Consider the following 13,952-nt stretch of genomic DNA (forward strand, 5'->3'; position numbering starts at 1 on the left):
CGGTCGTCGCGACGCCGCTCTCGAAGGGAAGTTCACCGGGCCGACGCCTACCCGACGGAATTCCAGGTCGTGCTCGCCACCACCGACCCAGCCCAGCACCATCAGGCTGCGAACGCGATCCTCACAGTCAGAGCACGGTTGTCGCGTCAAACCTCTGACCTAGACGCCGTACCGCTCGTGCCCGAAAGGTCCCGTCCCCCGCGAGGGCGGGACCTTTGGTGTTTCCGGTCTGCGGAACGCGGTGATGGTCGCGCGTCCCGACCCGGAGGTGTTAATCGGTCTCGGCCGGGGGGAGCACAACGCGAGCGTGGTGGAACAGATGGTCGGCCATCGCCGTTGCGGCGCCCTCCGGGTCGCGGGCCTCGATGCGGTCCAGGATCCTCGCGTGCGCCTCGATGATCGTCTGCAGGTCACCTCCGGCCTGCACCCACCCGCGCCATACGTGCTCGCGCTGGCGCCGCAGCAGAGGTTCGAGGGCCCCGAGTGTCAGGACGAGGAGGTCGTTCTTGCCGGCGCGCGCGACGGCGGCGTGGAACCCGACGTCGGCGGTGTGGAGTTCCTCTTCTGTTTCGACGGCGCGAAGGTGCGCCAACGCAGCGCGAACGTCTGCGAGCGATGCTTCGTCGGCATGGGATGCGGCCAACCGTGCGTTGCCGACCTCGACGACCTCCCGGAACTCCTGCACCTGGTCGTCGTCGCCGTCCGGGTGCTGGACCCGGAACCGGAGCAGCAGGCTCAGGTGGGAGGCGTCGGGCACGGAGATCACGCTCTCCTTGCCCTGCTGCCGGCGGACGACGCCCATCGCCGCGAGCCCGGAGACCGCCTCGCGGACCACCGGCACGCTGACGTCAAAGGTCGCGGCGAGCTCGTTGGTGGGGGGCAGGTGGTCGCCGGGGGCGAGGCCGCGGTCCTGGATGAGTTCGAGGAGGGCGGCGGTCGCCTGGTCGGTGAGCGACGAACGGCGTAGCGGCTTCGACTGCGACTCGGCCATGGGTCCTCTCTCGTCAGGATGCCCCAACCTAACATCTTGGTCGCTTCACTGCTTCTCTGATAAGTTGCAAATATGACTACGGAAGCTGTTGTGGCGGGCCGATGGTCCGCGTCCGACCTGCGTGCCCTCCATGCCCCGGTGATCTGCGACGTCCTGGACCAGATCGGGCGTCACCACCAGTTCCTCCCGCCCGAGATCCGGCCGATCGCCACCGACATGGTCGTGATCGGACGCGCCATGCCGGTCCTGATCGCCGACGTCTTCGGGGTCCAGCGCAACCCGTTCGGGCGGCTCACCGAGGCCCTCGACGACCTGCGCCGCGGTGAGGTGTACCTGGCGTACAACGGCGCGGGGCTCGCCGCGGGGTGGGGCGAGATCCTGACAGTGGCGGCCACGCGGCGCGGCGCGGCGGGCGCGGTCATCGACGGGTTCCACCGTGACACCGCGGGGGTGCTCGAGCACGGGTTCCCGGTCTTCAGCCGGGGCGGGTACGCGCAGGATGCCGGCGCGCGGAAGTCGGTCCTCGACTTCCGTACGCCGGTCGAGGTCGGGGGCGTGCTCGTCACCCCGGGCGACCTCGTGTTCGGCGACCGTGACGGGGTCGTGGTCGTGCCGCAGGACGTCGAGGTCGAGGTGGTCGAGAGGGCGCTCGAGAAGGTTGCGACCGAGAACCGGGTCCTGGCCGCCGTTCGAGGCGGAATGTCGACGACCGAGGCGTTCGCCACCTTCGGCGTGCTCTGAGCACCCCGAACCGTGTTCCACCGCTCGGCCCTGCACGGCCGACGACGATCAGGAAGGACAGCGCGATGAGCGCAATCAGGTCGATCACCACCGCGGTGGTGGAGGCGAACTTCGACTGGACCATCGTCCGGGTCGAGAACGAGGACGGCGTGGTCGGCTGGGGAGAATGCTTCTTCGCTCCCGGGCTCACACGCATCGTCAACCACATGGCGGAGCTCGCCGTCGGGGACGACTCGCGTAACGTCGAAGCGGTCCTCGCGCGGCTTCGCGCGGCCGCGTCGGGTGCCGGGTCGGTAGGCGGGATCATCCACAACGCGCTCTCCGGCATCGACGCCGCGCTGTGGGACCTCAACGCGCGGGCGCTCGGCGTCCCGCTGTGGCGGCTGCTCGGCGGCCGCTTCCACGACAGCGTCCGGGTGTACGCCGACTGTCACGGCGGGTCCGGCCTCATGAGCTTGGGCCCAATGCTCGACATCCGTCGGCCCCGCTGGGCCGCCGGCGAGGCGGTGGCCGACGGCACGATCGGGCGCAGCCTGTTCGACATCGACGCCGAGACCGAACCGGTGGATCTCGACCTGCTCGCGCGGCGTGCCGCGGAGGCCGTCGAGCGAGGGTTCGACGCGCTGAAGTTCGATCTCGACGTCCCGGGTCTCCTGCCGGTCCGCCCGGGGTCGCGCACCATGCCGCCCGGGGCCGAGTCGCTCGCGCGCGACATGGTCGACGCCATCCGGGCGGGTGCCGGGCCCGACGTCGAGCTGGCGTTCGACCTGCACTGGCGCTACGACTACGGGTCCGCGGCCCGGCTCGCCGAGGCGGTGTCGCACGTGCCGATCCTGTGGCTCGAGGACCCCATGCCGCCGGAGAACGTCGCGGGTCTCCTCTCCCTGGCGCGGTCGACCAGCACGCCCCTCGGCGGAGGCGAGAACCTCATCGGGTACCGCTCGTTCGAGGAGGTCGTCCAGGGCGGCGCCCTGGCCGTGGTCACCCCCGACCTGGGGAAGTTTGGCGGGGTCTCCGAGGCTCGACGCCTCGCGGCCGCCGCCGCGGACCGCGGCCTGTCGATCGCCCCGCACAACATCGCCGGACCGGTCGGAACCGCCTTCGCGGCGCAGCTCTCGTCGACCTGGTCCAACTTCCTCGCGCTCGAGTTCCACGCCCAGGACGTGCCGTTCTTCGACGAGCTCGTCACAGAGCCGCTCCTCGTCGGCGGCCAGATCGCCGTGACCGACCGGCCAGGCATCGGCGTCGAGCCCGACCTCGACGTCGTCCGCCGCTGGGCGAAGGCGGGCGAGCCCGTCTTCGGGGAACCTGCCGCCTGACGGGCGCACGACGGCACACGGGCCGGCGGCGATACCGCCCTCGGCCTGGCAGGGTTCGGCCTGCCGCCCCGCCGGACGGACGACCGTCACGGCAGCCACCATGATTCCCTCATCGAGGAGGAACGATGTCTCACCCGCCAACGGCGACGGACGTGACGCAGGACCACGACGAGCCCGTCGTCGACCAGGCGAATGTCCGCCGGGCCGCGCTGGCCGGCCTCGTCGGCACCGCGCTCGAGCAGTACGACTTCGTCATCTACGGCACCGCCGCCGCGATCATCTTCAACTCGCTGTTCTTCCCCGACGCGTCCCCGGCGATGGGAGTCATCGCCTCGCTCGGTACGTACGCCGTCGGCTTCCTCGCACGTCCGCTCGGCGGCCTCTTCTTCGCGCGGTACGGCGACCGGCTCGGCCGAAAGTGGGTCCTCGTCGCGACCCTCTACCTCATGGGGATCGCGACGTTCGCCATCGGGCTCCTGCCGACCTACCACCAGGCGGGCATCCTCGCCCCGGCGCTGCTCGTGGTCTGCCGGCTGCTCCAGGGGTTCGGCGCCGGGGCGGAGCAGGCCGGTGGCGTGACCCTGCTCGCGGAGACCGCGCGGAGGAGCCGCCGGGGGTTCTATACGTCGCTGGTCTTCGTCGGGGCCGCGCTCGGGTCCGTGCTCGGCGCCCTCGCGTGGCTGCTCGCGCAGCGGATGCCGGAGGAGGCCCTGCAGACGTACGGCTGGCGCCTGGTCTTCTTCTCCTCCATCTTCGTGACGATCGCCGCCTACGTGCTCCGGCGCAGGCTCCACGAGTCGCCGGTCTTCAAGGAGACCGAGAAGGCGCGCATCGGTGCGGCGGACACCCCGATCAAGGACGTCCTGAAGAACGGGCGCCCCGGCCTGTGGCGTGTCTTCCTCATCAACATGGGCTCCAACGGGCAGAGCTACATCTACCAGGTGTTCCTCGGGAGCTACCTCGTCACGTGGGTCGGGGTGGAGGCGAGCTTCATCCCCGAGGTGCTGCTCTGGGGAGCGATCGGGGCGTGCGCCGTGACCGTGATCAGCGGGCGCCTCACCGACACCCTGGGACGCAAGCCGGTGATCCTCGGCGTCCTCGTGTTCCTCCTCGCCTTCCCGATCCCGGCCTTCCTGCTCATCGACACCGGCAACACGTTCCTCGTCGGGCTCGTGGTGGTCATCGGTTTCATGATGGTCTACGGCACGGTGGGCTCCCAGGGGGCCTTCTACGCCGAGATGTTCGGCTCTCGATACCGGTACGCCGGCGTCTCGATCGCCCGGGAGTTCTCAGCCGTCCTGGGAGGCGGTATCGCCCCGATGGTGGCGTCGGCCCTCATCACCTGGGCGTCCGGCTCCTGGTGGCCCGTCGCGATCTACATGATGCTCATGGTCGGAGCCTCCATCGTCGCCACCCTCCTGTCGCCCGAGACCCGCGGCAGAGACCTGCGTCTCGAGCAGGACGCCGTCACCCCCGCGCACTGATCCGCCCACCCGTGAAAGGCCCGCGATGAAGCTCCTCCTGCCCGACGCGCTCCCGCTCGCCCCGTCGGTGCCCGACGACGTCCGCACCGTCGTGTACGACGCATCGTCGCCCGTCCCGGACGACCATCTGGACGCAACCGCTCTGGTGACCTGGGGCAGCACCCGACAGGACCTGGCCGCGGTGGCCGGACGGATGCCCGACCTGCGCTGGGTGCAGACCCTCGCGGCCGGCCCGGACGACGTCCTTGCCGCCGGCTTCGCGTCCGACGTCGTCCTCACGTGCGGCACCGGGCTGCACTCCCGGACGGTGGCCGAGCACGCGCTGACCCTCGTGCTGGGCCTCGTGCGGCGGATGCCGCGGATGCGGCGCGCGCAGGCCGAGCACCGGTGGGCGTCCGAGCTCGGCGGGTTGCAGCCGCTGCGCCCCGACGGCGCCGTCACCACCCTGCTCGGCGCCCGGGTCCTGATCTGGGGGCTCGGGAGCATCGGGGGCGCGTTGGCACCGCTGCTCCGCCAGCTCGGGGCCGACGTGCGGGGCGTCGCCCGGTCTGCCGGGGAACGGGGTGGCGTCCCCGTCGTGGCCGAGGCCGATCTCGACGAGGAGCTCGCCGGCACGGACGTCCTCGTCATGATCCTTCCCACGACCCGGGCGACCGATCGAGCGCTGGACGCGCGTCGCCTCGCGGCACTCCCGCCTGGCGCGTACGTCGTGAACGTGGGGCGCGGGTCCACGGTGGACGAGGAGGCCCTCGTCGACGCCTTGCGTGCGGGGCGGCTCGCGGGCGCCGCACTCGACGTCGCAGCGACCGAGCCGTTGCCGGCCGGCTCGCCCCTCTGGGACGCGCCCGGGCTCGTCCTCACGCCGCACGCGGCGGGAGGGCGGCCGGTCGGCGCCGACGAGCTCATCGCGCACAACCTCCGCGCGCTGCGTGCCGGGGAGAACCTGCGCAACGTGGTGCCCCGATGAGAGCGTCTGCCCCGAGCAGGGAAGTGCCCGCGCGCCCGCGGGTGTTCGCGGGGGCGTACGCGCTGTGCGATGACGGCGGGGGGGCCGCCCGAGTGGTACCCCGCGCTCGAAGCCGACGGGGTCACGGGGCTCGAGCACCCCGTCCACGCCGACGACCCCGATGCGCTCCTCACACTCGCCCATAACCTCCCGCCCTCCTGGGATCTCCTGCTCACGACCGCGCCCATGACGAGCTCCCGCCTCGCCGGGCGTCCCGCATACGGGCTTGCCTCGGGGGACCAGGACGGGAGGGCGAAGGCGGTCGACGACGTGCGGGCGTGCCTCGACGCGGCCGCACGTGTCGACGAGGCCGCCGGGAGGCGACGGGTGACGGGGATCGAGCTGCACACGGCGCCGGGCCCGGCGCACGGGGACCCCGAGTCCCTCGTCCGTAGCCTCGCCGAGCTCGCCGCGACGGCCCCCGTGCCGGTTCCACTCGTCGTCGAGCACTGCGATGCACCGAGCGGGAACGGGCCGCCCGACAAGGGATACCTGCGCCTGGAGGACGAGGTGCGTGCAGCCGGGGCCGCCGCCGCAGCCTCGGGCCACCCGGTGCGGCTCGGCGTCAACTGGGGTCGCTCCGCCGTCGAGGGGCGCAGCACCTCGACCCCCGTCGAGCACGCGCGCACAGCGGCCGCGTCGGGCCTGCTCGCCACGGCCGTCCTCTCGGGCACGTCCTCCTCGGCCGGTCCCTGGGGCGAGGCCTGGAGAGACGTGCACGTGCCGCCATACGGCGCACCGCCCCTCCCGCCGGACGGCGGCGGCACCCGCCTCGGGCTTGCGGAGGCGACGGACTTCGTCGTTGCCTGCGGTCACCTGGCCGTCCTGGGGGTGAAGGTTGCCGCGCCCCCGGCCGCGCCGATGACGGACCGGTTGGCGCTTATACGCGCGTCGGTGCGGGTCGCGAAATGCGCATTGGAGCGGAGGCGACATCCAAGGGACTCGCCGGCCGGATTCCGGTGACAATCTTCGGATGGATGGGAAGGAGCGAAAACGGATCCGCCGATCCGATTGCTCGCCCGTATCGTTGCCATCGCGGTCGCGCTGGACGGGCTGCTGTGGTTCTGCCCCCTTCTGGGTCGGCGTCACCAGCCCGTGCAGCAGACCGCGTCGTGTGGCGGGTCGCGCCGGGACCTCTGGGAAGTCGCCGAGGCGTACGCTCGCGACGTCGATGAGCCGGCCTCGGTTGCGCGCCGCGGCTCGCACCAGATCCATGCTGCGTCCGGCCGTTGCAGCTCGAATCAGACGGACCGCCGGACAGCCCGCGGCCAGATCTGAGTGAGGGCCTCGGAGATGGCGTTCGCGACGTCCGGCATGCGCTCTTGGGGCATGCGGACGACTGGCGCGGACACGCTCACGGCGTTGTGGGCGTCCGAGCCGGGCAACGCGACCGCGACGGCGCGCATGAGGTCGGCGCTCTCCTCGTCGTCCACGCCGTAGCCGCGCTCGCGCGTTCGGTCGAGTTCGTCGCGAAGGGCCGACAACGAGGTGATGGTCGAAGGCGTCAAGCGGTCGAGATCGTCGCCGACGACCCGGACGACCTCGTCCCAGGTGTACGTGGCGAGGATCGCCTTGCCCATCGCTGTGGCGTGGGCGGGGAGCCGACGGCCGACGGCGCTGAACATGCGCAGCGGGTGGGTCGACTCGCGCTTTGCAAGGTAGACCACGTCAGACCCGTCGAGGCGACCCAGATGTGAGGCCTCCCCGAAGCGGTCGGTCAGGGTGGTCAGAACAGGCTCGGTCAGATGCACGATCTCATCGGCGTCGACGTAGCTCGTACCGGCCTGCAGGGCACGAAGACCCACGCGGTAGCGCGAGTGGGTGAGGTCGTCGGTCTCGACCCAGCCTCGTCGCTCGAGCGTGCCCAAGAGCTTGTGGAGGCTGCTCTTCGGCACCCCAAGGGCCTGGAGGATCTGGGTGAACGTCATGGGCACCTGTGCTCGCGCGAGGAGCTCCAGGACGTCGAGCGTCCGCTCGGACGACTTCACGCCTTCAGGCGCTGGGCCGGTGGCTGTCATGCGATCGATGCTAGCAGCGTTCACATTGAGGAACTCAGTTCACATGAGTCGCCCAGAACTCTTGACACTGCAAGCATGCGTCCCTAGCGTTGTCAGCATAGCGAACGAAGTTCACATACAGGAACAGAGCAAGGGAGCTCGACGTGGTTGCTCGTAGAAGTGTCGCGGCCGTCCTGGGTGTCGTCGCCCTGTCCACCGGGCTCGCTGCGTGCGGGTCCGGCGGAGGCGGCTCCGAGGATGGCCAGGTCACCCTCACCTACTGGACGAGCGTCGAGGAGGACACGCTCGCCGCGGGGGAGGGGCCTGTCATCGAGGCGTTCGAGAAGGCGAACCCGGACATCAAGGTCGAGGTCGAGAAGATCGCCTTCGGCGACTACAACACCAAGCTGCAGACGGAGATGCGCGGCGGTGCCGGCCCGGACGTCGGCCGCGTGAATCACACCGACGTGCAGACCTACGCCGCAGCCGGGTTCCTGCTCCCGCTCGACGATGCGATCGCGGCCGGCGACATCGACACCAAGCCCCTGATCCCAGGCCCGGTCGACGTGGGCAAGGTCGGAGGCAAGCAACTCTCGCTGCCGCTCACCACCGACGCCCGAGTCCTCTACGTCAACCTCGACATGCTCGCGGAGCACGGGATCGACACTGCGCCGGAGACGTGGAGCGAGCTGCTCGCCGACGTCAAGGCGTTCGCCGGCACCGACGAGTACGGCTATGGCTTCACGACGGACAGCGACTACGCATTGTCCTACGAGTCGGCAGGGCCCTATATCAACACTGCAGGCGGACTCATTCTCGACGCGGAGGGCACGCAGGCGGTCGCGAGCTCGGACGCGCAGACCGGTGCCGCAGTACAGCTCCTGCAGGACATCGTCGCGACCGGTGCCGTGCCGCCGGGCCTGGACAACCTCTCCGGCGACACCGTGTCGCAGCTGTTCGCGAAGAAGAAGCTCGCAATGATGCTCGGTGGCCCGTGGGTCCGACCCCAGATCGAGGGCTACAACCCCGACATGAAGTACGGCGAGGACTGGGCGACCGTCCCCGTACCGGTGCAGAACGCCGGCGACGCGTCGTCCTCGACGGCGGGCGGCTGGCAGGTCGGGGCGTTCAAGAATTCCGAGCACCCTGAGGAGGCCGCCAAGCTCGTCGGGTGGATGACCAAGCCCGAGAACCTCGAGGCGATCAACAAGACCGAGGCGTTTCCCCCGACCGTCGACGGACTGACGGTCTCCCCGTGGAGCGACGATCCGTTCTACGACGCGTTCGAGGCCGTGCTCCCCGAGGCGCGGGTCCCGATCACCCCGGTCGCGCGGCTCGCCGAGGTCTCCGCGGCGTTCGAGAACATCCTGGAACCGGCCGTCATCAAGCCCGGTGCTTCGGTGCCCGACGCGTTGTCGGAGTTCGACGCCAAGGCCGACGAGATCATCAAGTAGGTCGACGTGACCTGGCCAACGAACGGCAGCTCATGACTCTTCAGACGATCGACACGCGAGCCGGGGACCACGCCATCGCCCCGGCAGGCCGTCGGGCTCAGGGTGTGCGCCGACCGACAGCCTGGCCCTATGCGACGCCAGCTTTCATCGCGCTCGGCCTGCTGCTCGTGTATCCCCTCGGATACAACATCTGGCTGAGCCTCCACATCGACCGGCTCAGCGCCGACGACGGGAAGTTCGTCGGACTCCAGAACTACGTGGACGTCCTGACCCAGGGCGAGCTGGCCGGGACGATCGGCCGCACCCTCGTCTTCACGTTCGGTTCGATGGTCCTGCAGTTCGCCATCGGCCTCGTGGCCGCGCTGGCGCTCGAGTTCTTCCCCCGCGCCAGCCGCGCGATGCGTCCGCTACTGCTCGCTCCGTGGGTCATCCCCGCGGTCGCGGTGGGAGCCATCTGGGCTTCGATCCTGGACACGAACACGGGGATGGCGAACGCGGTCCTGGCCGTGTTCGGCGGCAGCCCCGTGGCGTGGCTGTCCAGCCCCGCGCTCGCCATGGGGTCGCTCATCGTGGTGAACACGTGGAAGGCGGCACCGTACTGGATCCTCATGATCTCGGCGGCGCTGAAGACCATCCCCAAGGAACTGGAGGAGGCGGCGCGCGTGGACGGTGCCCCGTACTGGCGCATCGTCTGGCACGTCCTGCTCCCCGGCATCCGCCCCGTGGTGGTCACGACCGGGCTGCTCGCCTTCATCTGGACCTTCAACTACTTCGACCTGGTCTATCTGCTCACGAACGGAGGCCCGGACAACGCCACTCGCACACTGCCGTTCGCCATCTGGGAGTCGTCGTTGAAGTTCAACAGATTCGACCAAGCCGCCACGTACTCGGTCCTGTCCGTCCTGATCACCGGCATCGCGATCGCGTTCTACATGCGAGTCGCGCGAAGGGGCGTCCGATGACTGCGATCCCGGCCCGACGTGGACACCGCCGTCCGTGGGCGGCGGGAACGATCCTCACGCTCGTGCTCATCGGGACGCTCCTCCCGATGTACTGGCTGGTGACCTCGTCACTGAAGCCCTCCACCGAGATCTCGGAGATCCCGGCGACGCTCTTCCCGCACTCCCTCACCTTCGACAACTTTCGTCAGGTGTGGAGCGCGGGAGAGATCCCGTCGGCCTCGGCGCGGTCCCTGGGTATCGCGCTGGTGACCACCGCGTGCGTGGTGGTGCTCGCGTCGATGTCGGCGTACGCCGCGACCCATCTGCGCTACCGGTTCTCCTCTCACATGCTGACGATGGGATTCGTCACGCAGCTGCTACCCCAGGCCGCGACGCTGGTCCCGGTGTTCATCCTGTGGACCAGCCTCGGTCTCGTGGGTTCGCTGCCCGGACTCACGCTGGCCTACATCGGGTTCCAGCTACCCGTGGCTGTCTGGATCATCACCGGCCACTTCGCGTCCGTGCCGACCGAGGTCGTCGAGGCGGCCTCCGTCGATGGGAGCAAGCCGCTGCGGACGTTGTTCCGCATCGTGGTTCCCATGGCCGCTCCGGGCATCGCCGCCGTCGCCATCTGGGCCGTGATCGGGTGCTGGAGCGAGCTGATGTTCGCCCTCATCCTGCTGTCGAGCGACACACAGACCGTGCCCGTCGCGCTGGCGGGGATGGTGGGTCAGCACACGACCGACTGGGGTCTCGTGCTGGCAGCGTCGACGATCGCCGCGCTCCCTCCCCTGATCCTCTTTTTCCTCCTGCAGAAGTACTTCGCCAACGGCATCTCCGGCGCCGTCAAGGGCTAACACGAGAGGCACACGTGCTCGACATCGACCGCATCAGCATCATCCCGACCTCCCACCTGGACCTCTTTTGGCTGGGTGACTACCGCAACTGCCTCACACGGGGGGACGCCCTCATCCGGCGCTACCTCGACCGGGCGGAGGAGTCCGGCGACGAGACCTTCGTCATCGACACCGCGATCTTCGCGGAACACTTCCTGCGGACCCATCCTCACTACGAGCCGCTGGTGCGGAAGCTGATTGCCGAGAACCGTCTCGAGATCGGCGGCGCCTACATCGACCGGTGGGAGAACCTCGTCCTCGGGGAGTCGCTCATCCGCAACATCCAGATCGGCCGCCGGTGGGTTCGCGACCGGCTCGGTGTCGAGACGCGCCTCGCGGCGCACCCCGACCTTCCGGGCCTCAACGCGCAGACCGCTCAGATCTACGCGCAGGCGGGTGTCCGCTACTACGTGACGTCCCGGAAGATCTTCCACGAGGGACGCATCTGGCGGCACGTCGCGCCGGACGGAACACCGCTGCACATGATCACCTGGCCCGTGCACTACGTCTTCGTGCCGTTCCGGCCCGGGGCCATCGAGCCTGAGGGGTCGGGTCACTTCGTCGCGGACCACTCCCTCTCGCACGACGAACTGCGCGAGCGGTACCCGCACGGGACGGTGGCGATGGCCGGCGGCGCCGGCGACCTTACGGGCCCTGAGGACTTCATCACCCGGTACGGTAAGGACCAGCGCGCATACGTGCAGCAGTTCCGTACCGAGTTCCCCGAGATCGAGGTGGACTACGCCGTCCCCTCGACCGTGATGCAGCCCTATCTGGACGACCCGGTGGACCTGCCTGAACGTGATGGCTCCTTCCCGAGCGTCTGGGGTGTGGCCCCCGACGAGGAGATGCGGTTCTTCCATCGGGTCCGCATGCTCGAGCGGGACCTGCTCGACGCCGAGACGTCGGCGGTGATCGCCGCAGCAGGCGGACGTGCCGCGGTGCCCGAGTCGGCTGCGCGGTGGCGTGGCGTCTATGGCGAGGACTCCTTCTTCGAGCCGGACGACTTCGCGCCCGTGGGGCGCGAGTTCGAGTGGCTCTGGCGCATGCAGGCGTTCACGCAGGACCACAACGGCGGCGGGCAGGACGGTGCACTGTCCGTCTTCCAGAAGAAGGTGCGCCACGACCGTGCCCGCGGGTACGCGAGGGAGGTCGTCGAGCACGTGGCCGCCGGTGATGACGCCGAGCGGCTGCTCGTGCTCTCGACCCGGTTCGGCGACGACCCCGTGCTGACGGTGGACCCGGAGGACGTCGGCCCCCTGACCGGACTCCTCGAGGAGGTCCCGGCGGGCCGGCGGCAGGAGCTGCACCACGCTGACCGCTCCACGTCGGTCGCGGTGACGGCGCACGTCCCCGATGGGATCGGCCTGCACGCGCTCGTCACCCGCGAGCCCGAGGGGTGCGTCGACGTCGTCGACGAGCCGGGACGCGTCGTCCTGACGTCGGCAGGGCTGCGGGTCGTCGTCTCGAAGACCGACGGGACCGTCGAGCTCGCTGCCGACGGCCCTGCGGTGCGTGCGCTCGAGCTGCCCTACGCCGTGCGCGAGCTGGGCAACGACGTCACCCTGCGGACCGACGAGTCGGTGCGGGTCGACGCCCTCCTCACCGGCGTCGAGGTCCTGTCGACCGGTCCGCTGTGCGCCCAGGTCGCGATCGGCTGGGACCTGCTGGACGTCAGGTGGCACCAGGTGCTCACCGTGTGGGCCCACGAGCCGTCACTCGACGTCGAGGTCGACGTCGAGTGGCCCGCCCTGGAGGACTGGCAGGTCCGCATGCCGGTGGTGCCGCGCGCACCACGGGACACCGTTCGGTACGGCACACCGTTCCACGGCTCCGACTGGGAGGACGTGCCCGAGGGCTCGCGCCCGTTCCAGCCTGACGAGATCGCGCCGGAGGACCAGCAGTCCTACCGCGAGGTGCAGCACTGGCTCACCGCGCAGGAGGGCGAGCTGACGTTGGCCGTCCTCACCGAGCACCCGGCGTGGCGATCGGCCGACGGCGAGACGAGCGCCGTCTTGCTGCGCACCGCGCCCTCGTGCGGCGACCCGCGCATGCACTGGACGAACCCGGGGCGCACGACGTGGCAGCTGCGGCTGCAGGTGGTCGGCCACGCCGGCGAGGCAGCACGGCTTGCGGACCGGCGCTGGCGGCGTGCCCGCCTGGTGGCGGGCGGCGCCGTCCCCACGACGGTGCTCGAGAACGCGGGTGACGACGTGCGGGTCTCCGCGTTCTACGTCGACGACGACGGAAGGCCCTGCGTCCGCCTCGTGAACCAGTCGGACCGCCTCGCACGGGTGTCGCTCGCGGGCGACCTCGCCCGCGACGGCGCCGAGCTCGTCGACCTCGACGACACCGTCCTCGGGGTGGTCGAGGCGCGTGAGGGCCGGCTACCGGTCGAGCTGTCCCCCTGGCGCATCCAGACCCTGCGGCTGCGGGCGCGACGGACGGAGGGCACCCGATGAGCGCCCGACGCGATGTCGATCTGGGCCTCGTCCGGTCACAGCTCGGCTCTGCCGTGCTCTCCGACGTGCTCGACGCGCACGGCCTGCGCCGCCAGTGCCTCGCCGCAGGCCTGGCGCCGCTGGGTCCTGACGACGTGGTCGCGGGCTGGGCGTTCCCGGTGGCGCTCCAGCGGGTTTCGGACGTGCCCGACCGCCCGTTCCGCGGACTGGTCACCGCGCTCGATGCGATCGGGCCCGACGAGGTCTTCGTGACCCCGACGGCTCGAGCCACCGATATCGCCGTGTGGGGGGAACTGCTCTCCACGGCCTGCACAGCGCGCGGGGCGGCCGGCGCCATCACCGACGGGCTCGTCCGCGACACCCGCCAGGTCCGTGAGCTGGGCTTCCCCGTGATCTCGGCAGGCACCATTCCCTACGACAGCCTGGGGCGCCACGAGATCGTCGCCCACGGCGTCGCGTGCCAGATCGACGGGGTGCGTATCGAGCCCGGCGACCTCGTGGTGGGCGATGCCGATGGCGTCGTGGTCGTGCCGGCCCGGCTCGCGGGACAGGCGGTGGCCGAGGCGGCGGCCAAGCGGCAAGGGGAGCGCGAGTTCCGCGCCGCGGTGGCAGCGGGCATGCCCGCTACCGAGGCGTTCGCCACGTTCGGGGTGCTCTAGCC

12 protein-coding genes are annotated in these 13,952 nt (G+C 70.4%); 10 read left to right on the forward strand and 2 right to left on the reverse strand.

The window, feature by feature from the left end; all coding sequences use genetic code 11:
* Window positions 1–271: 271 nt before the first annotated feature.
* Window positions 272–991, reverse strand: coding sequence for a FadR/GntR family transcriptional regulator (locus ACFWDO_RS06625; protein ID WP_380315172.1), 720 nt, complete (start codon window positions 989–991; stop codon window positions 272–274).
* Between the two features lie 72 nt (window positions 992–1,063).
* On the opposite strand from ACFWDO_RS06625, the gene ACFWDO_RS06630 reads away from it, so the two are divergent.
* The 5 genes from ACFWDO_RS06630 (at window position 1,064) to ACFWDO_RS06650 (ending at window position 6,504) form a co-directional block, all read left to right on the forward strand.
* Window positions 1,064–1,732, forward strand: a complete 669-nt coding sequence (locus ACFWDO_RS06630) for an RraA family protein (RefSeq protein WP_380315169.1) — start codon at window positions 1,064–1,066, stop codon at window positions 1,730–1,732.
* A 65-nt stretch (window positions 1,733–1,797) separates the two neighbouring features.
* On the forward strand, window positions 1,798–3,051 hold the full coding sequence (locus tag ACFWDO_RS06635) for a mandelate racemase/muconate lactonizing enzyme family protein (protein ID WP_380315166.1): 1,254 nt from the start codon (window positions 1,798–1,800) through the stop codon (window positions 3,049–3,051).
* 125 nt (window positions 3,052–3,176) lie between these two features.
* Window positions 3,177–4,535 (forward strand): MFS transporter, encoded by a 1,359-nt coding sequence (locus tag ACFWDO_RS06640; protein ID WP_380315163.1) that lies wholly within the window; start codon window positions 3,177–3,179, stop codon window positions 4,533–4,535.
* A 25-nt stretch (window positions 4,536–4,560) separates the two neighbouring features.
* Window positions 4,561–5,502 carry an NAD(P)-dependent oxidoreductase gene (locus ACFWDO_RS06645; protein WP_380315160.1) on the forward strand — a complete coding sequence of 314 codons (942 nt, stop codon included), beginning with the start codon at window positions 4,561–4,563 and terminating at the stop codon, window positions 5,500–5,502.
* 69 nt (window positions 5,503–5,571) lie between these two features.
* A complete protein-coding gene (locus tag ACFWDO_RS06650; protein ID WP_380315157.1) occupies window positions 5,572–6,504 on the forward strand; it encodes a DUF4862 family protein in 933 nt (310 codons plus the stop codon).
* 278 nt (window positions 6,505–6,782) lie between these two features.
* Here the strand turns inward: ACFWDO_RS06650 and ACFWDO_RS06655 are convergent, their stop codons facing one another.
* Window positions 6,783–7,559 carry an IclR family transcriptional regulator gene (locus ACFWDO_RS06655; RefSeq protein ID WP_380315154.1) on the reverse strand — a complete coding sequence of 259 codons (777 nt, stop codon included), beginning with the start codon at window positions 7,557–7,559 and terminating at the stop codon, window positions 6,783–6,785.
* Between the two features lie 143 nt (window positions 7,560–7,702).
* On the opposite strand from ACFWDO_RS06655, the gene ACFWDO_RS06660 reads away from it, so the two are divergent.
* From ACFWDO_RS06660 to ACFWDO_RS06680, 5 genes are all read left to right on the forward strand, one after another.
* Window positions 7,703–8,992 carry an ABC transporter substrate-binding protein gene (locus ACFWDO_RS06660; RefSeq protein ID WP_380315151.1) on the forward strand — a complete coding sequence of 430 codons (1,290 nt, stop codon included), beginning with the start codon at window positions 7,703–7,705 and terminating at the stop codon, window positions 8,990–8,992.
* A 167-nt stretch (window positions 8,993–9,159) separates the two neighbouring features.
* On the forward strand, window positions 9,160–9,954 hold the full coding sequence (locus ACFWDO_RS06665) for a carbohydrate ABC transporter permease (protein WP_380315148.1): 795 nt from the start codon (window positions 9,160–9,162) through the stop codon (window positions 9,952–9,954).
* The gene (locus ACFWDO_RS06670; RefSeq protein ID WP_380315145.1) at window positions 9,951–10,790 is read left to right on the forward strand and encodes a carbohydrate ABC transporter permease; all 840 of its coding nucleotides are present in this window, start codon (window positions 9,951–9,953) and stop codon (window positions 10,788–10,790) included. The genes ACFWDO_RS06665 and ACFWDO_RS06670 overlap by 4 nt, the downstream gene beginning before the upstream one ends.
* Before the next feature lie 14 nt (window positions 10,791–10,804).
* Window positions 10,805–13,291 (forward strand): hypothetical protein, encoded by a 2,487-nt coding sequence (locus tag ACFWDO_RS06675; RefSeq protein ID WP_380315142.1) that lies wholly within the window; start codon window positions 10,805–10,807, stop codon window positions 13,289–13,291.
* Window positions 13,288–13,950: an RraA family protein gene (locus tag ACFWDO_RS06680; protein ID WP_380315139.1), complete on the forward strand. Its 663-nt coding sequence runs from the start codon at window positions 13,288–13,290 to the stop codon at window positions 13,948–13,950. The genes ACFWDO_RS06675 and ACFWDO_RS06680 overlap by 4 nt, the downstream gene beginning before the upstream one ends.
* The last annotated feature ends 2 nt before the right edge of the window (window positions 13,951–13,952 follow it).

Origin of the sequence: Isoptericola sp. NPDC060185, assembly GCF_042728595.1 — a bacterium.
Lineage (GTDB): Bacteria > Actinomycetota > Actinomycetes > Actinomycetales > Cellulomonadaceae > Isoptericola.

Bases quoted from the DNA above. Each gene is read 5' to 3' on its own strand.
- ACFWDO_RS06630 (WP_380315169.1), top strand. From the start codon at position 1,064: ATGACTACGGAAGCTGTTGTGGCGGGCCGATGGTCCGCGTCCGACCTG.
- ACFWDO_RS06640 (WP_380315163.1), top strand. From the start codon at position 3,177: ATGTCTCACCCGCCAACGGCGACGGACGTGACGCAGGACCACGACGAG.
- ACFWDO_RS06645 (WP_380315160.1), top strand. From the start codon at position 4,561: ATGAAGCTCCTCCTGCCCGACGCGCTCCCGCTCGCCCCGTCGGTGCCC.
- ACFWDO_RS06680 (WP_380315139.1), top strand. From the start codon at position 13,288: ATGAGCGCCCGACGCGATGTCGATCTGGGCCTCGTCCGGTCACAGCTC.
- ACFWDO_RS06670 (WP_380315145.1), top strand. From the start codon at position 9,951: ATGACTGCGATCCCGGCCCGACGTGGACACCGCCGTCCGTGGGCGGCG.
- ACFWDO_RS06625 (WP_380315172.1), bottom strand. From the start codon at position 991: ATGGCCGAGTCGCAGTCGAAGCCGCTACGCCGTTCGTCGCTCACCGAC.
- ACFWDO_RS06650 (WP_380315157.1), top strand. From the start codon at position 5,572: ATGACGGCGGGGGGGCCGCCCGAGTGGTACCCCGCGCTCGAAGCCGAC.
- ACFWDO_RS06635 (WP_380315166.1), top strand. From the start codon at position 1,798: ATGAGCGCAATCAGGTCGATCACCACCGCGGTGGTGGAGGCGAACTTC.
- ACFWDO_RS06655 (WP_380315154.1), bottom strand. From the start codon at position 7,559: ATGACAGCCACCGGCCCAGCGCCTGAAGGCGTGAAGTCGTCCGAGCGG.